This window comes from Streptomyces sp. NBC_00335 (assembly GCF_036127095.1).
Taxonomy (GTDB): domain Bacteria; phylum Actinomycetota; class Actinomycetes; order Streptomycetales; family Streptomycetaceae; genus Streptomyces.
In genome coordinates this window covers 2,420,699-2,441,219 of record NZ_CP108006.1, presented here as the reverse complement: position 1 = coordinate 2,441,219, position 20,521 = coordinate 2,420,699, and the positions used below count along the sequence as shown (strand labels likewise).

The 20,521-nt window shown below is 72.3% G+C and carries 20 protein-coding genes; 19 read left to right on the top strand and 1 reads right to left on the bottom strand.

Annotated features, from left to right (window positions below; genetic code table 11):
* Nucleotides 1–116: 116 nt before the first annotated feature.
* The 3 genes from OHA37_RS10655 to ftsH all read left to right on the top strand — a co-directional run bounded on the left by OHA37_RS10655 (nt 117) and on the right by ftsH (nt 6,472).
* Complete coding sequence (locus OHA37_RS10655) at nt 117–2,543, top strand: [protein-PII] uridylyltransferase (protein WP_266904088.1); 2,427 nt, start codon at nt 117–119, stop codon at nt 2,541–2,543.
* Nucleotides 2,544–2,825: 282 nt separating this feature from the next.
* Nucleotides 2,826–4,406 (top strand): signal recognition particle protein, encoded by a 1,581-nt coding sequence (ffh, locus tag OHA37_RS10650; protein WP_266904087.1) that lies wholly within the window; start codon nt 2,826–2,828, stop codon nt 4,404–4,406.
* Nucleotides 4,407–4,495: 89 nt separating this feature from the next.
* Nucleotides 4,496–6,472, top strand: coding sequence for an ATP-dependent zinc metalloprotease FtsH (ftsH, locus tag OHA37_RS10645; RefSeq protein ID WP_443046145.1), 1,977 nt, complete (start codon nt 4,496–4,498; stop codon nt 6,470–6,472).
* Between the two features lie 73 nt (nt 6,473–6,545).
* Here the strand turns inward: ftsH and OHA37_RS10640 are convergent, their stop codons facing one another.
* Complete coding sequence (locus tag OHA37_RS10640) at nt 6,546–7,223, bottom strand: methyltransferase type 11 (protein WP_266904086.1); 678 nt, start codon at nt 7,221–7,223, stop codon at nt 6,546–6,548.
* 142 nt (nt 7,224–7,365) lie between these two features.
* Here OHA37_RS10640 and proS point away from each other — a divergent pair, with 142 nt between their 5' ends.
* The 16 genes from proS (at nt 7,366) to dprA (ending at nt 20,385) form a co-directional block, all read left to right on the top strand.
* Nucleotides 7,366–8,778: a proline--tRNA ligase gene (proS, locus tag OHA37_RS10635; RefSeq protein ID WP_266904085.1), complete on the top strand. Its 1,413-nt coding sequence runs from the start codon at nt 7,366–7,368 to the stop codon at nt 8,776–8,778.
* Nucleotides 8,779–9,001: 223 nt separating this feature from the next.
* A complete protein-coding gene (locus OHA37_RS10630; RefSeq protein ID WP_266904084.1) occupies nt 9,002–9,598 on the top strand; it encodes a hypothetical protein in 597 nt (198 codons plus the stop codon).
* A 191-nt stretch (nt 9,599–9,789) separates the two neighbouring features.
* Nucleotides 9,790–10,233 carry a 30S ribosomal protein S16 gene (gene rpsP / locus OHA37_RS10625; RefSeq protein ID WP_243337676.1) on the top strand — a complete coding sequence of 148 codons (444 nt, stop codon included), beginning with the start codon at nt 9,790–9,792 and terminating at the stop codon, nt 10,231–10,233.
* A gap of 2 nt (nt 10,234–10,235) precedes the next feature.
* Complete coding sequence (locus tag OHA37_RS10620; RefSeq protein ID WP_030011889.1) at nt 10,236–10,475, top strand: RNA-binding protein; 240 nt, start codon at nt 10,236–10,238, stop codon at nt 10,473–10,475.
* Nucleotides 10,476–10,553: 78 nt separating this feature from the next.
* Complete coding sequence (gene rimM / locus OHA37_RS10615; protein WP_266904083.1) at nt 10,554–11,168, top strand: ribosome maturation factor RimM; 615 nt, start codon at nt 10,554–10,556, stop codon at nt 11,166–11,168.
* Nucleotides 11,168–11,989: a tRNA (guanosine(37)-N1)-methyltransferase TrmD gene (gene trmD, locus OHA37_RS10610; protein WP_266904082.1), complete on the top strand. Its 822-nt coding sequence runs from the start codon at nt 11,168–11,170 to the stop codon at nt 11,987–11,989. Before rimM ends, trmD begins: the two co-directional genes overlap by 1 nt.
* 134 nt (nt 11,990–12,123) lie before the next feature.
* A complete protein-coding gene (gene rplS, locus OHA37_RS10605) occupies nt 12,124–12,474 on the top strand; it encodes a 50S ribosomal protein L19 (RefSeq protein WP_243337670.1) in 351 nt (116 codons plus the stop codon).
* A gap of 44 nt (nt 12,475–12,518) precedes the next feature.
* Complete coding sequence (gene lepB / locus OHA37_RS10600; protein ID WP_443046144.1) at nt 12,519–13,373, top strand: signal peptidase I; 855 nt, start codon at nt 12,519–12,521, stop codon at nt 13,371–13,373.
* The gene (gene lepB / locus OHA37_RS10595) at nt 13,366–14,244 is read left to right on the top strand and encodes a signal peptidase I (RefSeq protein WP_443046143.1); all 879 of its coding nucleotides are present in this window, start codon (nt 13,366–13,368) and stop codon (nt 14,242–14,244) included. Before lepB (OHA37_RS10600) ends, lepB (OHA37_RS10595) begins: the two co-directional genes overlap by 8 nt.
* A 113-nt stretch (nt 14,245–14,357) precedes the next feature.
* Entirely contained in the window at nt 14,358–15,272 is a 915-nt protein-coding gene (gene lepB / locus OHA37_RS10590) for a signal peptidase I (protein ID WP_443046142.1), read from the top strand.
* Between the two features lie 45 nt (nt 15,273–15,317).
* Entirely contained in the window at nt 15,318–16,094 is a 777-nt protein-coding gene (gene lepB, locus OHA37_RS10585) for a signal peptidase I (RefSeq protein ID WP_266904079.1), read from the top strand.
* Nucleotides 16,084–16,647: an NUDIX hydrolase gene (locus OHA37_RS10580; RefSeq protein WP_266904078.1), complete on the top strand. Its 564-nt coding sequence runs from the start codon at nt 16,084–16,086 to the stop codon at nt 16,645–16,647. Before lepB (OHA37_RS10585) ends, OHA37_RS10580 begins: the two co-directional genes overlap by 11 nt.
* A gap of 55 nt (nt 16,648–16,702) precedes the next feature.
* A complete protein-coding gene (locus tag OHA37_RS10575) occupies nt 16,703–17,011 on the top strand; it encodes a DUF2469 domain-containing protein (protein ID WP_005311352.1) in 309 nt (102 codons plus the stop codon).
* A 169-nt stretch (nt 17,012–17,180) separates the two neighbouring features.
* Nucleotides 17,181–17,552 carry a YraN family protein gene (locus tag OHA37_RS10570; RefSeq protein WP_266904077.1) on the top strand — a complete coding sequence of 124 codons (372 nt, stop codon included), beginning with the start codon at nt 17,181–17,183 and terminating at the stop codon, nt 17,550–17,552.
* Nucleotides 17,552–19,174: a YifB family Mg chelatase-like AAA ATPase gene (locus OHA37_RS10565; RefSeq protein ID WP_266904076.1), complete on the top strand. Its 1,623-nt coding sequence runs from the start codon at nt 17,552–17,554 to the stop codon at nt 19,172–19,174. The genes OHA37_RS10570 and OHA37_RS10565 overlap by 1 nt, the downstream gene beginning before the upstream one ends.
* On the top strand, nt 19,171–20,385 hold the full coding sequence (gene dprA / locus OHA37_RS10560) for a DNA-processing protein DprA (protein ID WP_266904075.1): 1,215 nt from the start codon (nt 19,171–19,173) through the stop codon (nt 20,383–20,385). The genes OHA37_RS10565 and dprA overlap by 4 nt, the downstream gene beginning before the upstream one ends.
* Nucleotides 20,386–20,521 lie beyond the last annotated feature (136 nt).

Here is a 20,521-nt window from a genome sequence, read left to right as displayed (position 1 = left end):
AGGAGGGAATCGACGCGGAGCGTCGGTGACCGACGACAACGCGGCGAGCGTGCGTGCCAGGGCACGGGAGCCCGGCACGACTGACCGGACAGGCCCTCACTGATTGGAACCCCTGGGTGACGAGCGTCGAAGAGACCACTGACGGCAGCACGGCCGACTCGGGACCCAGCGGGTACGCCGCGGCCCGGCTGCGACTCCTCCAGGAGGAGTCGCGGTCCGGGCCTTCCCGGCGTTCCGCCCTCGCGGCCCTGACGGACGACTGGCTGAAGGCGCTGTTCGCCACCGCCGTACGGGAGACGGGCGTGCGGGGCGCCGCCCTCGTCGCCGTCGGCGGCTACGGCCGCGCCGAACTCTCCCCCCGCAGCGACCTCGACCTGGTCCTGCTCCACGACGGCAAAGCCGAACCGCGGGCGCTGGCCGCCCTGGCCGACCGGCTCTGGTACCCCGTCTGGGACCTCGGCGTCGCCCTCGACCACTCGGTGCGCACCCCCGGCGAAGCCCGCAAGACCGCCGCCGAAGACCTCAAGGTGCACCTCGGACTGCTCGACGCCCGGCCCGTCGCGGGCGACGCCGGGCTCCTCGCGGGACTGCGCACCTCCGTCCTGGCGGACTGGCGCAACCACGCCGCCAAACGGCTGCCCCAGCTGCACTCCCTGTGCCGCGAGCGGGCCGAGCGCGTGGGGGAGCTCCGCTTCCTGCTGGAACCCGACCTCAAGGAGGCCCGCGGGGGACTGCGCGACGTCACCGCGCTGCGGGCCGTCGCCGCGTCCTGGCTGGCCGACGCCCCGCGCGAGGGCCTCGCCGAAGCACGGCGCCGGCTGCTCGACGCCCGGGACGCGCTGCACCTGGTGACCGGCCGCGCCACCGAACGGCTCTCCCTCCAGGAACAGACGCCGGTGGCGGCGCAGCTCGGTCTGCTCGACGCCGACGCCCTGCTCAGGGAGGTGTACGAGGCCGCGCGGGTGGTCTCGTACGCCGGTGACGTGACCTGGCGCGAGGTCGGGCGCGTGCTCCGGGCGCGGTCCGCCCGCCCCCGGCTCCGCGGACTGCTCGGCACCCGCAGCTCCGTACCGGAGCGGGCGCCGCTCGCCGAAGGCGTCGTCGAGTCCGACGGCGAGGCCGTACTGGCCCTGGCCGCGCGGCCCGACCGGGACCCGGTGCTGCCCCTGCGCTTCGGCGCGGCCGCCGCCCAGGCCGGACTGCCCGTCTCGCTGCACGCCGTACGCAGGCTCGCGGCGCAGGCGAAGCCGCTGCCCGTGCCGTGGCCGGCCGAGGCCCGGGAGCAGCTGCTGACCCTGCTGGGCGCGGGGGAGCCGACGGTGGCCGTGTGGGAGGCCCTGGAGGCCGAGGGGATCATCACGAAGCTGCTGCCCGACTGGGAGCGGGTGCGGTGCCGGCCGCAGCGCAACCCCGTGCACACCTGGACCGTGGACCGCCACCTCGTCGAGACGGCCGTGCGGGCCTCCGAGCTGACCCGCCGGGTGGGCCGCCCCGACCTCCTCCTGATGGCCGCGCTGCTGCACGACATCGGCAAGGGCTGGCCCGGCGACCACTCGGTGGCCGGGGAGACGATCGCGCGCGACATGGCACTGCGGGTGGGCTTCGACCCGGAGGACGTGGCCGTGCTGGCCGTGCTCGTACGCCACCACCTGCTGCTGATCGACACCGCCACGCGGCGGGACCTGGACGACCCGGCCACGGTCAAGGCGGTCGCCGAGGCGGTCGGCTCGCCCGGCACGCTGGAGATCCTGCACGCGCTGACGGAGGCCGACGCGCTCGCCACCGGCCCGGCGGCCTGGAGCGCCTGGCGCGGCTCCCTCGTGGCCGACCTGGTCGACCGGGTCGCCGCCGTGCTGCGCGGCGCCGCCCCGGCCGCGACCGAGCTGGAGATCCCGACCACCGAGCAGGAGCGCCTCGCGGTGGAGGCGCTGCGCACCGGCGAGCCGGTCCTGGCCCTGCACGCCCGCCAGGAGGAGGACGCGGTCGGCGTGGAACTGGTGGTGGCCGTCCCCGACCAGCCGGGAGTACTGCCCGCGGCGGCCGGCGTACTGGCACTGCACCGGCTCACCGTGCGCGCGGCCGACCTGCGCTCCATGGAGCTCCCGGACCAGCTGGGCGAGGTACTGGTCCTGCGCTGGCGGGTGGCCGCGGAGTACGGCTCCCTGCCGGAGGCCGCGCGGCTGCGCACCGACCTGGTGCGGGCCCTGGACGGCTCGCTGGACGTCCCGTCGAAGCTGGCGGACCGCGAAGCGGCGTACCCGCGCCGGCGCGGGGTGGTCCCGCCGCCGCCCCGGGTCACGGTGGTGCCCGAGGTCTCCTCGCTCGCCACGGTCCTGGAGGTGCGGGCGCCCGACGCGGTCGGGCTGCTGCACCGGATCGGGCGCGCGCTGGAGTCCTCCGGGGTCAGGGTCCGCAGCGCGCACGTGTCGACGCTCGGCGCCAACGCGGTGGACACGCTGTACGTCACCACGGTGGAGGGCAAACCACTGGATCCGGCCGCCGCGGCCACCCTGGCCGGGGCGGTCCAGGCTGCCCTGACGTAGCCCGGCAGCCGCTGCGCGGAGCCTTCCCCCACCCCGCCCCTTCCCGAAACGCCTCACACGCCGGTGGGGCTGCAAATAGCCCCGCCGGCGTGCGAGGCGCGGGGTCCGGGGCGGAGCCCCGGGGAACGGGCGAAGGGCGGTAGGGGACTCCGGCCGCGCAGCGGCTCCGTCGGGGCGCCGGGCTCCCGGAGGGGGAATGCCGCCCGCAGGGCCAAGGGGGTGGCGCGGCCCGATACCCTGGGGGACGACCACACGCCCCCGACCCGAGGAATCGCGACCACCGTGTTCGATACGCTTTCCGACCGCCTCAGCGCGACCTTCAAGTCCCTCCGGGGCAAAGGCCGCCTCTCCGAGCAGGACATCGACGCTGCGGCGCGGGAAATCCGTATCGCCCTCCTCGAGGCCGACGTCGCCCTCCCCGTCGTCCGTTCCTTCATCGCGAACGTCAAGGAGCGCGCCCGCGGCGAAGAGGTCTCCAAGGCCCTGAACCCGGGCCAGCAGGTCCTCAAGATCGTCAACGACGAGCTGGTCTCGATCCTCGGCGGCGAGACCCGGCGGCTGCGCTTCGCCAAGACCGCGCCCACGGTGATCATGCTCGCCGGCCTCCAGGGTGCCGGTAAGACCACCCTCGCCGGAAAGCTCGGCCTGTGGCTGAAGGGGCAGGGCCACACCCCGCTCCTCGTCGCCTGCGACCTCCAGCGCCCCAACGCCGTCAACCAGCTCTCGGTCGTGGCCGAGCGGGCCGGCGTGGCCGTCTACGCCCCCTCGCCGGGCAACGGCGTCGGTGACCCGGTCCAGGTCGCCAAGGACTCCATCGAGTACGCGCGCACCAAGCAGTACGACGTGGTCGTCGTCGACACCGCCGGCCGCCTCGGCATCGACCAGGAGCTGATGCAGCAGGCCGCGGACATCCGCGACGCCGTCAGCCCGGACGAGATCCTCTTCGTCGTCGACGCCATGATCGGCCAGGACGCGGTCAACACCGCCGAGGCCTTCCGCGACGGCGTCGGCTTCGACGGCGTCGTGCTCTCCAAGCTCGACGGCGACGCGCGAGGCGGCGCCGCGCTGTCCATCGCGCACGTCACCGGCAAGCAGATCATGTTCGCCTCGAACGGCGAGAAGCTCGACGAGTTCGACGCCTTCCACCCGGACCGCATGGCGGGCCGGATCCTCGACATGGGTGACATGCTCACCCTGATCGAGCAGGCCGAGAAGACCTTCAGCCAGGCCGAAGCCGAGAAGATGGCGGCCAAGCTCCAGAAGGGCCCGAAGGAGTTCACGCTCGACGACTTCCTGTCCCAGATGGAGCAGGTCCGCAAGATGGGCTCGATCTCCAAGCTGCTCGGCATGCTCCCGGGCATGGGGCAGATCAAGGACCAGATCAACAACATCGACGAGCGCGACGTGGACCGCACCGCCGCGATCATCAAGTCGATGACCCCGGCCGAGCGCCAGGACCCGCACCTCATCAACGGCTCGCGCCGCGCCCGTATCGCCAAGGGCTCCGGCACCGAGGTCAGCGCCGTCAAGTCGCTCGTCGAGCGGTTCTTCGAGGCCCGCAAGATGATGTCCCGCATGGCCCAGGGCGGTGGCATGCCGGGCATGCCCGGCATCCCCGGGATGGGCGGCGGACCCGGCCGGCAGAAGAAGCAGGTCAAGCAGGCCAAGGGCAAGCGCAAGAGCGGCAACCCGATGAAGCGCAAGGAAGAAGAGGCCGCGGCAGCCGCGCGCCGCGAGGCCGGTCCGGAGGCGATCGAGCCCGCCGCCGGCGGCAACCCGTTCGGCCTTCCGACCGGCGCCCAGTCCGGTCAGTCCGCCAATGAGTTCGACCTCCCGGACGAGTTCAAGAAGTTCATGAAGTAGCGGTACGCGAAGGAGTAGTACGGAGCCACGCGAGCCCCGGCCGGACCACTCCGGCCGGGGCTTCGCCGTGTGGCCCGCCGCCAGGGGCGATGGTCCGGTTTGTCGCTTATGGTCAGCCGGGAGGACGGCAGAAGGAGGCCTACGTGCCCAGCCCCACCCCCGTACCGCCCCGCGACCGGGCCGATACGCCCTGGCGCTCCGAAGGCGCACCCCCCGCTCCGCCGCCGAAGAAGCGGATGCCCGGCGGCTGGCGCGGCCTGATCCTCACCGCCCTGATCGTCTACCTGATCACCAACCTGGTGCTGTCCTTCTTCAACGAGGGCGACGAGCCGACCATCTCGTACACCGAGTTCAGCAAGCAGGTCGCGAACGGCAACGTCTCGAAGATCTACGCCAAGGGCGACGCGATCCAGGGCGAGCTGAAGACCGAACAGCCCAAGCCGGACGGCGACAAGGGCACCTACAAGAAGTTCGTCTCCCAGCGCCCCGCCTTCGCCGACGACGACCTGTGGGCCAACCTCACCAAGCAGAACGTCGTCGTCACCGCCTCCCCGGTCGTCGTGCAGCGCAGCTTCCTGGCCAATCTGCTGATCTCCCTGGCCCCGATGCTGCTGCTGGTCCTCCTGTGGGTGGTCATCGCCCGCCGGATGGGATCGGCGATGGGCGGCGGCATGGGCGGGTTGGGGCGCAAGACGCCGCCCAAGCCGGTCGAGCTGGAGGGCGCCAAGCGCACGACCTTCGAGGACGTGGCCGGCATCGACGAGGTCGAGGGCGAGCTCAACGACGTCGTGGACTTCCTCAAGAACCCGGACGAGTACCGAAAGATGGGCGCCCGCATGCCCGGCGGCGTCCTGCTCGCCGGCCCGCCCGGAACCGGCAAGACCCTGCTCGCGCGCGCCCTCGCGGGTGAGGCCGGGGTGCCGTTCTTCTCCGCCTCCGCCTCCGAGTTCATCGAGATGATCGTCGGCGTCGGCGCGTCCCGGGTGCGCGAACTCTTCTCAGAGGCCCGCAAAGTGGCCCCCGCCATCGTCTTCATCGACGAGATCGACACCATCGGGCGGGTGCGCGGCGGCGGCGCGGGCATGGGCGGCCACGACGAGCGCGAGCAGACCCTGAACCAGATCCTCACCGAGATGGACGGCTTCTCCGGCTCCGAAGGCGTGGTCGTCCTCGCCGCGACCAACCGGGCCGACGTCCTGGACCCGGCGCTCACCCGGCCGGGCCGCTTCGACCGCACCGTCGTCGTCTCCCCGCCCGACAAGAGCGGCCGCGAAGCCATCCTGCGGATCCACACCAGGGACATCCCGCTCGCCGTCGGCGTCGACCTCGCCCAAGTGGCCCGCACGACGCCGGGCATGACCGGAGCGGAGTTGGCCAACCTCGCCAACGAGGCCGCCCTGCTCGCCGTGAAGCGCCAGCAGAAGGAAGTCACCCAGTCGGACCTCTCCGACGCGCTGGAAAAGGTCCAGCTGGGCGCGGAACGGCCGCTGGTCATGTCGGAGGAGGACCGCCGCCGCACCGCGTACCACGAGAGCGGCCACGCCTTGCTGGGCATGCTCCAGCCGGGCGCCGACCCGGTCCGCAAGATCACCATCGTCCCGCGCGGCCGTGCGCTCGGCGTCACCCTCTCCACGCCGGAGGCGGACCGGTACGCCTACACGGAGGAGTACCTGCGCGGCCGCATCATCGGAGCGCTGGGCGGCATGGCGGCCGAGCACACCGTCTACGACGTCATCACCACGGGCGCGGAGAACGACCTCGAACAGGTCACCAACATCGCCCGGGGCATGGTCGGCCGCTGGGGCATGAGCCAGCGCATCGGCCGGCTCACCGCCATCCCCTCGGACGGACAGAGCCCCTACGGCCTCTCCGCGGCCCCCGCCACCCTCGACGCGGTGGACCACGAGATGCGCCGGATCGTCGACGAGTGCTACGAGAAGGCCTGCCTCCTCCTGCGCGAGAACCGCGACAAGCTGGACGCCCTCGCGGACGCCCTGATGGCCAACGAGACCCTGGACGAAGCGGCCGCCTACGCCGCCGCGGGGATCCCCCGCCTCCACAAGTGAGCGCCGCACGAGCGAGGGCCGTGCGGGGCCGGTCCGCGGCCCCGCACGGCGCCCGTCACGCCGCCTGCGCCGGTTACGCCGTCCGGGCGATGACGTACCGGAAGATGTTCGGGAGCCAGACGGCCCCGTCACCCCGCTCGTACGGGTGAAGGGCCTCCGCCAGCTCCTTCTCCACCTGGACCGGGTCCGAGCACTCGTACAACCCGGTCGACAGCAGCCCGCGCACCGCGCTGTCCACGTCGGCGTACCCGAACGGGCAGAACACCCGCCCCGATCCGTCCGGCACCAGCCCGGCCTCGGCCGCCATCGCGTCCAGGTCCCGCGGCGCCGGCCCGCCGCCCAGGACCGAGGGCACGGTGCACCGCTCCGCCGGACCCCAGTCGGCCAGCACCACCGCGCCGCCGGGCCGGCGCAGCGCCGGCAGGGCCGCCGCCAGGGCGCCCGGAGCGGGCGAGAAGGCTAGTAGGACGTCGTAGGGAACCGCGGGCGCGGGCGGGGCCGCGAGGACCTCCAGGAGGCGCTCCCGGGCCAGCGTGCGGCGTGCCGGATCCGTCTCCACACCCGTGGCCAGGGCTCCCCGGCCCGAGGCCAGCAGAAGGGCCAGCCCGGCCCCGCAGTCGAGGCCGAGCAGCCGGTCTCCCGGCCCGACCTCCAGCCGGTCGTAGACCGCCTCGTACAGCGGTACCAGCATCCGTTCCTGGATCTCCGCCCAGTCCCGCGCGACAAGCGTCGCCGTCGGCGTCGGTGTCATCGAAAGAGCGCTCCTGATTCCGTGTCGCCCCCTTGCCCCCGTTGCCAGAGAACTCCCGATTCGCCCCCGCGTCCAGAGGAGTGCGCCACCCGATTCGCACCCGATTCACGTTCGGCACTCCGGGCGCCGTACCATTCGCGCCATGGCAAAGGCACCCGTTCTCACCCCCCAGGCGGAGGATTTTCCCCGCTGGTACCAGGATCTGATCAACAAGGCCGAGCTGGCCGACAACGGTCCGGTCCGCGGCACGATGGTCATCCGGCCGTACGGCTACGGCCTGTGGGAGCGGATGCAGCAGGAGATGGACGCGCGCATCAAGGACGCGGGCGCCCAGAACGCGTACTTCCCGCTGTTCATCCCGCAGTCGTACCTGACGAAGGAAGCGGAGCACGTCGAGGGCTTCGCCCCCGAGCTCGCGGTCGTCACGCACGGCGGCGGCAAGGAGCTGGACGAGCCGATCGTCGTCCGCCCCACCTCCGAGACGATCATCAACGACTACTTCTCCAAGTGGGTCCAGAGCTACCGCGACCTGCCCCTGCTGATCAACCAGTGGGCGAACGTGGTCCGCTGGGAGATGCGCCCGCGCATCTTCCTCCGTACGAGCGAGTTCCTCTGGCAGGAGGGCCACACGGCCCACACCACGTACGAGGACGCCCGCGACTACGCCGCACGCATCCACACGGACGTCTACGGCGACTTCATGACCAACGTGCTCGGCATCGACGTCGTGCTCGGCCGCAAGACCGCCAAGGAGCGCTTCGCCGGCGCCATCAACACCCTCACCCTCGAGGGCATGATGGGCGACGGCAAGGCCCTGCAGCTCGGCACCAGCCACGAGCTCGGCACCAACTTCGCCAAGGCCTTCAACACGCAGTACCTGTCGAAGGAAGGCAAGCAGGAGCTCGTCTGGCAGACCTCGTGGGGCGTCTCGACCCGCATGGTCGGCGGCCTGATCATGTCGCACGGCGACGACAACGGCCTGCGGGTCCCGCCGCGCCTCGCGCACGTCCAGGTCGTCGTCATGGCGATCAAGGGCGACGAGGCCGTGGCGAAGGTCCGCGAGCTGGGCGCCCAGCTCAAGGCCGCGGGCCTGCGGGTGTTCGTCGACGACCGCGTCGACACCCCCTTCGGCCGCCGCGCCGTGGACTGGGAGCTCAAGGGCGTACCGGTCCGCGTCGAGATCGGCCCCCGCGACCTGGAGGCCGGCACCGCGATGCTGGCCCGCCGGATCCCGGGCGGCAAGGAGGCCGTGCAGATCTCCGACCTCGCCGCCCTGCTGCCCAAGGTGCTGGAGGAGGACCAGGAGCAGCTGCTGCGCGAGTCCCGCGAGCGCCGCATCGCCCGTACGTCCGACGTCTCGACCATCGAGGAGGCCGCCGAGGCCGCCATCGCCGGTGGCTGGGCGCGGATCCCGTGGGCCGACCTCGGCCCCGAGGGCGAGGCGAAGCTCGCCGAGCAGGCCGTGTCCGTACGCTGCCTGATCGCCGAGGACGGGTCGGTTCCGCAGGCGGACGACGCCCCCGGTAACCTCGCGATCGTCGCGCGCTCGTACTAGCCGCTGCGGCTGACGGCTCTCACGCCCCGGCGCGCGGCACCTGCCGCACGCCGGGGCTGTGCCCGTCGTGGCCTGCTGGTGGGCCTCACTACGTACCGACTCCTCCTGAGATATGCGCACCCGTCCTCGTCGGGACGCATGAGACTGAACTGACTGGTACGTGCAAAAAATTTGGAATGGCCCGGAATCGGAACACCGGGGCACCCCGGCTCGTTGTCACGACGTGAGCACGACACCACCTGTTCTCGCCGCAGAGCTGGCGCAGGCGTGGGCCGATATTCAGCGGTACCACCCCGAGCTGCCTGACCTTGCCGCGCCCGAGTCCCTGATCGGAGAGTCCTCGTCCGCCTGCGGCGCCGAACTCTCCTTCGAGCGACTGCTGCACGAGGCAGTCCACGGCATCGCCGCAGCCCGCGGAGTGCGTGACACTTCGCGCGCCGGCCGCTACCACAACCGCAGGTTCCTCGCGATCGCCGAGGAGATGGGGCTGGACCACACCGACGAGCCGCACGCGAGCAGCGGCTTCTCCCTGGTCTCGCTCAATCCCGAGGCGAAGAAGCGCTACCGCCCCACCATGGAGCACCTCCAGCGCGCGCTGAGGGCCCACACGGTCGCCACGGCCGCCGACACCAAGCGCAGCTTCCGCGGACCGGCCGCCCGGCACGGGTCCTCCGGCGGCGGAGTGCGCGTCAAGGCGGTCTGCGACTGCGGGCGCAACGTGCGCGTGGTCCCGTCCGTGCTGGCCCAGGCCCCGATCGTGTGCGGAGGCTGCATGAAGCCCTTCCGCATCCCCGAAGTGGCCATCGCGGTGGCCTCCTGACCCGGCGGGTGAGCTGCGCGACCTCCCGGCCGAGCGCGCCGCGGGCGTGTGGCACAATGGACAGCTGTACTCGACAGTCGCATAGGACCCCTCTCTCCTCCGGCTGACGCGTCCATCGGGCACCCGAGTACCGCAACCCCACGTGGCATCTCATGTGCCCAACCACGTCAAGTTCAGGAGACACCACTCCAGTGGCAGTCAAGATCAAGCTCAAGCGCCTCGGCAAGATTCGCCAGCCGCACTACCGCATCGTCGTCGCCGACGCCCGTACCCGTCGGGACGGTCGCGCGATCGAAGAGATCGGTATCTACCACCCGACGTACAACCCGTCGCGCATCGAGGTCAACGCCGAGCGTGCGCAGTACTGGCTGTCGGTCGGCGCCCAGCCCACCGAGGCTGTGCTCGCCATCCTGAAGCTCACCGGTGACTGGCAGGCGCACAAGGGCCTCCCGGCCCCCGCGCCGCTGCTGCAGCCGGCGACGAAGGAGAACAAGCGTCGCTCCTTCGACGAGTTCGCCAAGGCCCTCGAGGGCATCGGCGAGGGCAAGGGCGAAGCCATTACCCAGAAGGCGAAGAAGGCCGACAAGAAGGCGGACGAGGCTGAGGCCGAGACCGCCGAGTCGACCGAGGCCTGAGCATGCTCGAGGAGGCTCTTGAGCACCTCGTGAAGGGCATCGTGGACAACCCCGACGAAGTGCAGGTCGCCTCGCGCAACCTGCGCCGCGGGCAGGTGCTGGAGGTTCGGGTCCACCCCGACGACCTCGGCAAGGTGATCGGCCGCAACGGCCGCACCGCACGTGCTCTGCGTACCGTCGTGGGCGCCATCGGCGGCCGGGGGATCCGCGTCGACCTCGTCGACGTGGACCAGGTCCGCTGAGCAGTTGAATCACCGGCACGGGCCGGGGAGGGCATACGCCCGCCCCGGCCCGTCGTCGTCTGAACAGGAGAAAATGCAGTGGAGCTGGTAGTCGCGCGGATCGGCCGCGCCCACGGGATCAAGGGTGAGGTCACCGTCGAGGTGCGGACCGACGAGCCCGAGCTGCGGCTCGGACCCGGCGCCGTGCTCCGGACCGACCCGGCGTCGGCGGGACCGCTGACGGTCGAGACGGGCCGGGTGCACAGCGGCAGGCTGATGCTGCGCTTCGCCGGGGTCAAGGACCGCACCGGCGCCGAGGCGCTGCGCAACATCCTGCTCATCGCCGACGTGGACCCGGCGGAGCTGCCGGCCGAGGACGACGAGTACTACGACCACCAGCTGATGGACCTCGACGTCGTCCTCGAAGACGGCACCGTGATCGGCCGGATCACCGAGATCTCGCACCTGCCCTCGCAGGACCTGTTCATCGTCGAGCGGCCGGACGGCACCGAGGTGATGATCCCCTTCGTCGAGGAGATCGTCGCCGAGATCGACCTCGACGAGCAGCGCTGCGTCATCACCCCGCCGCCCGGTCTCATCGACGAGCGCGAGGCGATCGTCGTCTCCACCCGGGACGAGGAAGCCGGGGAAGCGGACTCCGACGGGGACGCCGACGGCGACCCGGCCGAGGGCGTGAACGGGGAAGACGCCTGATGCGTCTCGACGTCGTCACGATCTTCCCCGAGTACCTGGAACCGCTCAACGTCTCCCTGGTCGGCAAGGCGCGGGCGCGCGGCCAGCTCGACGTACACGTCCACGACCTGCGGGACTGGACGTACGACCGGCACAACACGGTGGACGACACCCCGTACGGCGGCGGTCCCGGCATGGTCATGAAGACCGAGCCCTGGGGCGAGGCCCTGGACGCGGCGCTGGCCGACGGCTACGAGGCGGGCGCGCACGGGCCCGTCATCGTCGTCCCCACCCCCAGCGGCCGGCCCTTCACCCAGGAACTGGCCGTCGAGCTCTCCGAACGCCCCTGGCTGATCTTCACCCCGGCCCGGTACGAGGGCATCGACCGCCGGGTCATGGACGAGTACGCCACCCGCCTCCCGGTCTACGAGGTGTCCATCGGCGACTACGTCCTGGCCGGCGGCGAGGCTGCCGTCCTGGTCGTCACCGAGGCCGTCGCCCGGCTGCTGCCCGGGGTGCTCGGCAACGCCGAATCGCACCGCGACGACTCCTTCGCGGCCGGGGACATGGCCAACCTGCTGGAGGGGCCCGTCTACACCAAGCCCCCCCAGTGGCGCGGCCACGGAATCCCGGACGTGCTGGTCAGCGGGCACCACGGCAAGATCGCCCGGTGGCGCCGCGACGAGGCCTTCAGGCGTACGGCGGCCAACCGCCCGGATCTGATCGAGCGCTGCGAGGCCTCCGCCTTCGACAAGAAGGACCGCGAGCTGCTGAGCATCCTCGGCTGGAAGCCGTCTCCCGACGGCCGATTTTGGCGCAGGCCCCAGACCGTGGAAGAATAGGCGGCTGCTGTGTGCTCGCGGACGCCCCTGCCACAGGGGGACCGTCGTCCGCCGAGTCCCGCGGCTCCCGAATTCTCTCCGGAAACCCCGCATCGGCGACCTGTGGCGTCATGCGAAGAAAGCAGACGAATCACATGTCTCACCTGCTCGATGGCGTCAACGCCGCCACCCTGCGCTCGGACCTCCCGGCCTTCCGCCCGGGTGACACCGTCAACGTTCACGTCCGCGTGATCGAGGGCAACCGCTCCCGTATCCAGCAGTTCAAGGGTGTCGTCATCCGCCGTCAGGGCTCGGGCGTCTCCGAGACCTTCACGGTCCGCAAGGTCTCCTTCAGCGTCGGCGTGGAGCGTACCTTCCCGGTCCACTCCCCGATCTTCGAGAAGATCGAGCTCGTCACCCGCGGTGACGTGCGTCGCGCCAAGCTGTACTTCCTCCGTGAGCTCCGCGGCAAGGCCGCGAAGATCAAGGAGAAGCGCGACCGCTGAACTGCTCCCGGAGTTCAGGGGAAGGCCGGATAGGCTCGCCCCCGATGGACACCGAAGCACCTCACACGCAGCGCGGCCACTCTTCCCCCGACGAGGGGGAGGGGAGGTCGCGTTTCGTGCTTTCCGGAGCGGGGCCCGCCCCGGGCCCCGGTTCCGGTGACGGCCCCGGTCCTGGCCACGGTCCCGGTTCCGACCCCGGCGCGGACCCCGGCCCCGGGTCCGACTCCGGCGCGGACCCGGGCCCCGACCACGGCACGGCCGGCTGGCTGACCTGGCAGCGTGCCGGGCTGCTCGGCGTGGCCTGCACCGTCTTCCTGCTGCTGTTCAGCAATTTCGTGCTCCAGCCCTTCCTGATTCCGAGCCGCTCGATGGAGCCCACGCTCGCCGTGGGGGACCGGGTGCTGGTCAACAAGCTGGCGTACCGTTTCGGCGGCGCTCCGCAGCGCGGGGACGTCGTGGTCTTCGACGGCACGGGCTCCTTCGTACGGGAGGAACCGGACGGGAATCCGATCGGCGAGGCCCTGCACGGGGCGGCCTCGGTCCTCGGGCTGGCCGAGCCCTCGGACTCCGATTTCGTGAAGCGGGTCGTGGGCGTCGGCGGCGACGACGTGGTGTGCGACGAGAACGGCCGGATCAAGGTCAACGGGGTGCCGCTCGACGAGCCGTACCTCTTCCCCGGCGACTCGGGATCGAAAGTGCCGTTCCGCGTCGTCGTGCCCCTTGGGACCCTGTGGGTCATGGGTGATCATCGTTCCCAGTCCCGGGACTCCCGGGACCACCTGGGGGAGCCGGGCGGGGGGATGGTGCCGGTGGAGAAGGTGATCGGGCGGGCCGACTGGATCGGCTGGCCGGTGTCGCGCTGGGGCGACGCGGGTTCCGCGGGCGGTGGCCGTGGGTAGCCGCGGGCGCCCGCGGGGCGACCGGTACGAAGGCCACGATGATGCCGACGCCGACCCGGAGCCGGAGCGGGACGCGCCGGCCGAGCCCGCGGAGCCCGGCGGCCGGGCCCAACGCCGCCGCCTCGCCCGCCGGGTCCGGCGCAGACGGCGTACGCGCCGGGCGGGGGAGCTGCCCCTGCTCGTGGTGGTCGCGCTGTGCATCGCCCTGATCCTCAAGACCTTCCTCGTCCAGGCCTTCTTCATCCCGTCGGGCTCCATGGAGCAGACGATCCGGATCGGCGACCGGGTCCTGGTGGACAAGCTCACCCCGTGGTTCGGCTCCGAGGTCGAGCGCGGGGACGTGGTCGTGTTCAAGGATCCGGGAGGCTGGCTGGGCGGCGACAGCGTCCAGCCCGCCGAGGACCCGGTGGGGATCAAGCAGATCAAGCAGACCCTCACCTTCATCGGCCTGCTGCCCTCGGCGAACGAACAGGACCTGATCAAGAGGGTCATCGGCGTCGGCGGGGACAGCGTGAAGTGCTGCGACGCCCGGGGCCGGGTCAGTGTCAACGGATCGCCGCTCGACGAGCCGTACGTGAACCCGGGCAACGTGCCCTCGGAGATCCGCTTCGAGGTGCAGGTGCCCGCCGGACGGATCTTCGTCATGGGCGACCACCGGGCGAACTCCGCCGACTCCCGCTACCACCTCGACGAGGCCTTCCACGGCACGATCGACGAGAAGGACGTGGTCGGCGAGGCCGTCGTGATCGCCTGGCCCTTCGGTCACTGGCACCGGCTGGAACAGCCCGCCACCTTCCGCATGGTTCCCGACCAGGCGCGCGGCGGTCGCCGCGCGCCCCGTAGGCGCCGGGGCGGCTCCCCATTCGCATAGTGTGTCCTTGGTCTCCCGCGCCTTCGGGAACTCCCGCTCGTTAAGGGAGGGGAGGGCCCGTGCCTCATCAGGGCCGGGCGTCGATTTCCGAACGAGGAGTGGATGTGGGGGACGTGGCGGTTGGTGCACGATCCGGACGCGACGAGGGTGGCGAGGAGCCGAACGACTCCTCCGGGCCCGATGCCGTCGAGAACGACGGCGACGCGCAGGACGGCGCCGCGGCACGCTCGCACCGGTCGTTCTGGAAGGAGCTGCCGCTCCTGATCGGAATCGCCCTGCTGCTCGCCCTACTGATCAAGACCTTCCTGGTGCAGGCGTTCTCGATCCCCTCCGACTCGATGCAGAACACCCTGCAGCGCGGCGACCGGGTGCTCGTGGACAAGCTGACGCCGTGGTTCGGATCGGAGCCCGAGCGCGGTGAGGTCGTCGTCTTCCACGACCCGTCGAACTGGCTGAGCGGGGAGCCCACCCCGGACCCCAACATCGCGCAGAAGGCCCTCAGCTGGATCGGCCTCATGCCGTCCGCCGAGGAGAAGGACCTGATCAAGAGGACGATCGCCATCGGAGGCGACACGGTCGAGTGCAAGAAGGGGGGACCGGTCATCGTCAACGGCAAGGAGCTCGACGAGCCGTACATCTTCCCGGGCAACACCCCGTGCGACGACTTCCCCTTCGGTCCGCTCACCGTGCCCAAGGGCAAGATCTGGGTGATGGGCGACCACCGGCAGAACTCGCAGGACTCCCGTTACCACCAGCAGGACCCCACCCAGGGCTTCGTGCCCGTCAGCGATGTCGTCGGACGCGCCGTGGTGGTCGCCTGGCCGATCACCCGCTGGTCCACCCTGCCGGTCCCGGACACCTACGACCAGCCGGGCATCGGCACGCAGACCAAGGCCACCGCGCTCGGTCTGGACGCCGCCGGGCTGGCTCCGGTCGGGCTCGGCCCCGCGGCCCTCGGGTTCGCCGGCGCGGTGCCGGTCGTGCTGTGGCGCAGGCAGAGGCTGACCGCGGGGCGTACCGGCAGGTAGGGTGCCGCCCAGGTCGATCGATCTCCGAGTGTGGGGGCGCTTGCAATGGGCGGAACACAAGCAATACGAGCAGGTGACGGCGATGGCCGCGGTGCTCTCGGCAGCATGCTGTCGGGAGTCGCCGTGGCCATCGGCTTTGTGCTCTTCCTGGGCGGGTTCGTGTGGGGAGCCGTCACGTACCAGCCGTACACGGTGCCGACCGACTCGATGATGCCCACCGTGAAGCCCGGAGACCGCGTGCTGGCGCAGCGGATCACCGGCGGGGACGTGCGCCGCGGGGACGTGGTGATCTTCAAGGACGGGCAGTGGAGCGATTCGCCGATGGTCAAGCGGGTCGTCGGCGTCGGCGGGGACACGGTCAAGTGCTGCGGTGACGGCGGCCGGCTCACCGTCAACGGCAAGGAGCTGGACGAGCCGTACATCGAGGCGGAGAAGCTCGACGTGGCGGGCGCTCCGGGCGGGTCCGCCTCCCGGACGCCGTTCGAGGTGACGGTGCCCGAGGGCAACCTCTTCCTGCTCGGCGACCGGCGCGGAGCCTCGCTGGACTCCCGGGCACACCTGGAGGAGGCCGGACAGGGGACGGTGGCGCGCTCGGCGGTACAGGGCCGCGTCGACGCCCTCGCCTGGCCCGACATGGCGATGGTGGAGCGGCCCGCGGCCTACGCCGCCCTGCCCGGCGGGACCTCGGGGCCGGGGCCGCTGCTGCTCCAGGTGTTCGCGGTGGTGGGCGGAGCCGCCCTGGTGGTGCTCGGAGCCGCGTACGGGCCGGTCGTACGGGTTCTCGGGCGCGGGCGGAGGCGGGAGCGGGCCGATGTCCGCTGACGCCCCGGCGGGGCCGGGGGCCGGCTCGGGGCCGGGAGGGCCGGAGGAGCGGGAAGGGCGGGAAGCGCCGGTCGCGCCGCGCAAGGTGGCACGGGTGATCCTGCTGGACCCCGAGGACCGGATCCTGCTGATGCACGGCTTCGAGCCGGGAGACCCGGCGGACGACTGGTGGTTCACCCCGGGCGGAGGCCTGGAAGGGGCCGAGACCCGGGAACAGGCCGCGCTCCGCGAGCTCGCGGAGGAGACCGGGATCACCGACGTGGAACTGGGGCCGGTGCTGTGGCACCGCTACTGCTCGTTCCCCTTCGACGGGCGCCGCTGGGAGCAGGACGAGTGGTACTTCCTGGCCCGGACGACCCAGACCGCGACCGTGCTGGGAGGCCTCACCGAGCTGGAGCGACGGAGCGTCTCGGGCACCAGGTGGTGGACCTCCGAGGAACTGCTTGCGGCCCATGAGACGGTGTACCCGACCAGACTCGCAGAGCTGCTCCGCACGCTGCTCGACGACGGTCCCCCGGGTGCGCCCGTGAACCTGGCCCCGGAAATCGTTTAGGGGCGCACGGGCCTGGCGCACAATAGGGGGACGCACGGCTGAAGGGGAACATGCCATGAGTGCCGAGGACCTCGAGAAGTACGAGACCGAGATGGAGCTGAAGCTCTATCGCGAGTACCGCGACGTCGTCGGGCTGTTCAAGTATGTGATCGAGACCGAACGCCGTTTCTACCTCACCAACGACTACGAGATGCAGGTGCACTCGGTACAGGGGGAGGTCTTTTTCGAGGTCTCGATGGCCGACGCGTGGGTCTGGGACATGTACAGACCGGCTCGGTTCGTGAAGCAGGTGCGGGTGCTGACCTTCAAGGACGTGAACATCGAGGAGCTCAACAAGAGCGATCTCGAACTTCCGGGCAGCTGACCTCCTTCCGGCGGCTGATCTCCTTCCCGCAACTGGCCTCCTCCGGCAGCTGGCCTCCGGGCCGGTTCCCTCGCCGGGGTGACGCGGTTTTCCACATCGCCCCGGCTGTCCACCAAGATCCACTAGGTGGGCGGGGACGCGGGATCGTCGGTGCCGGAGGTGGTGCCGGATGAACGCGAAGGGCGTGGCACAGCAGGCATTGGGGCGGTACGGCGAGGACCTCGCGACGCGGCGGCTCACCGAAGCCGGGATGACCGTGATCGCGCGGAACTGGCGGTGTCGCGGCGGGGAGATCGACATCGTCGCCCGGGACGGGGACGCCCTCGTCGTGTGCGAGGTCAAGACCCGGCGGGCGGGGGAGTTCGAACATCCCATGGCCGCGCTGCGGCCCGCCAAGGCCGAGCGCTTGCGCAGGCTCGCCGGGCGCTGGCTGGCCGACCACGGGGGACCACCCACGGGCGGGGTCCGCATCGACCTCGTCGGTGTCCTCCTGCCGCGGCGCGGCGGGCCCGTGGTGGAGCACGTCAGGGGGGCGGCCTGATGGGGTTCGCACGGGCCTGCTCGGTCGCCCTCGTGGGCGTCGACGGCGTGGTCGTGGAGGTCCAGGCCGACCTGGAGCCCGGGGTCGCCACCTTCTCCCTGGTGGGGCTGCCCGACAAGACCCTGGTCGAGAGCCGGGACCGGGTCAGGGCGGCCGTGGTGAACTCGGGCGCCGCCTGGCCGCAGAAGAAGCTCACCGTCGGCCTCAGCCCGGCGTCCGTCCCGAAGTCGGGCGCGGGCTTCGATCTCGCCGTGGCGGCCGCCGTGCTCGGCGCCGCCGAGGTGGTCGACCCGAAGGTGATCGCCGATCTCGTCCTCATCGGGGAGCTGGGACTGGACGGCCGGGTGCGTCCCGTCCGCGGGATCCTGCCGGCGGTGCTCGCCGCCGCCGAGGCCGGATACCGGCAGGTCGTGGTCCCGCAGCAGTGCGCGGCCGAGGCCATGCTCGTCCCGGACGTCTCGGTGCTCGGGGTGCGCAGCCTGCGGCAGCTGATCGCGGTGCTCACGGAGGGGGAGGTCCCCGAGGAGGATCCGCCGGATCCGTCCGGGCGCCCCGACCCGATGCTCGCGGGGCTGGTCGTCCCCGGCGCCGGACTCGGCACGGGGGTGGCCCGCGACGGTGACGGGCGGGACGTCCCCGACCTCGCCGACGTCGCCGGACAGTACGCGGCGCGCCGGGCCCTGGAGGTGGCCGCCGCCGGGGGCCACCACCTCTTCCTGAGCGGACCGCCGGGCGCGGGCAAGACGATGATGGCCGAGCGGATCCCCTGGATCATGCCCCCGCTCACCCGACAGGACTCCCTGGAGGTCACGGCCGTCCACTCGGTCGCGGGAATCCTGCCCCCGGGCGAACCGCTCGTGGCCCGGCCCCCCTACTGCGCCCCGCACCACTCGGCGACCATGCAGTCGCTCGTCGGGGGCGGAGCTGGTGTGGCCAGGCCCGGAGCGGTGTCCCTGGCCCACAGGGGGGTGCTGTTCCTGGACGAAGCCGCGGAGTTCAGCACCAAGGCCCTCGACGCCCTGAGGCAGCCCCTCGAAGCGGGACACGTGGTCATCGCCCGTGCCGCCGGGGTGGTACGCCTGCCGGCCCGGTTCCTGATGGTGCTGGCCGCCAACCCCTGTCCCTGCGGGCGGCACACCCTGCACGGGACCGGCTGCGACTGCCCGGCCTCGGTGGTCCGCCGCTACCAGGCCCGGCTGTCGGGGCCGCTGCTGGACCGGGTGGACCTGCGCGTGGAGGTCGAGCCGGTCACCCGCTCCGATCTGCTGGGGCGCGGGGGCCGCGGCGAAGCCACGGCGGCGGTGGCCGCGCGGGTCCGGGAGGCCCGGGAGCGGGCGGCTGTCCGGCTCGACGGCACGCCCTGGCGGCTCAACGCGGAGGTCCCGGGCCACGAGCTGCGGACCCGCTGGCCGGCCGCCCCGGGCGCACTGGCCCAGGCCGAGCGGGACCTGGAGCGCGGCCTGCTGACCGCGCGGGGGCTCGACCGGGTGCTCCGGGTCGCCTGGACGGTGGCGGACCTGAGGAGCCGGGACCGCCCCGACGCCCTGGACGTGGCGGTCGCCCTCGAACTGCGCACCGGGATCGCCCGCGGAGCCGCGGCGCACCTGGACGCCGCCTCATGACCGCCGCGACGCCGGCCCCGGGACCGGGCCCGGGAAGCAGCCCGGCACAGAGCCCGGAGCCGGAGCCGGGGGCGGAGCCCGGGGGTGAGGTGCTCGCGCGGGCCGCCCTCACCCGGGTCCTGGAGCCCGGGGAGGAGCACGGCGGACGCTGGCTGCGGGCGCACGGGGCCGTCGGGCTGATACGGCTGCTGACCGGGCCCGCGCCGGAGCCCGGGGTGCTGGCCGGGGTCGGCGCCGAGAGGCTCGCCGGATACCGCCGCCGGGCCGCGTCGGCCGACCCCCGGCGGGACCTGGCGGCCGCCGCCGAGACCGGGGGCCGGTTCGTCTGCCCCGGGTCTGCGGAGTGGCCGAGTCAGCTGGACGACCTCGGTGACGCCCGGCCCGTCGGATTGTGGGTGCGGGGCAGGCCGAGCCTGCGGGCCTGGGCCCTGCGCTCCGTGGCGGTGGTGGGGGCCCGCGCGTGCACCCCGTACGGGGCACACATGGCGCAGAGCCTGGCCGGTGAACTCGCCGAGCGCGGGTGGGTGGTGGTCTCCGGCGCCGCCTACGGGATCGACGGCGCCGCCCACCGCGGGGCCCTCGCCGCCGGCGGAGCCACGGCCGCCGTGCTGGCCTGCGGGGTGGACGTGCCCTACCCGCGCGGGCACGCCGGACTGCTCGGGCGGATCGCCGCGCAGGGGCTGGTCCTCGGGGAGCTGCCGCCCGGCAGCCATCCCACGCCGAGCCGTTTCGTCCTGCGCAACCGTGTCATCGCCGCCTTGACCCGGGGCACGGTCGTCGTGGAGGCGGCCCACCGCAGCGGGTCCCTGGTCACCGCCCGGCGGGCCCAGGCGCTGGGGAGGATCACCATGGGCATCCCGGGCCCGGCCACCAGCGGGCTCTCCGCCGGCGTGCACGAACTGCTGCGCGGCGAGGCCTCGCTGGTCACGGACGCGGCGGAGGTCATCGAGCTGGTCGGAGGGATGGGCGAGCTGGCCCCCGAGAGGCGGGGCCCCGTGATCGCCCGGGACCTGCTGGGTCCCGAAGCGGTCCGGGTACTCGAAGCCCTCCCGGCGGGGCGCCTCGCGGACCTGGAGGAGCTGGCCCTCGCTGCGGGCACCGGCACTGATGAAGTCATCGGCAGACTGTACGAACTTCACTCTCTGGGGTTCGTCGAACGGCAGGGCGACGGCTGGCAGTTGACCCCGAAGCGGCCGGGAGGAGGCGCATAAAGCGGAGCCACCCGGCGAGGCGGTCGTTGACCTGGGGCATTCCGGTGAAAGAGTGAAGCCGATGAGAGACGCGGTCTTCCCGGTGGCACCCGCCGGGACCGTGCGCCAGGCGCCGGTCCCGGGTCTCCCGCGCGAG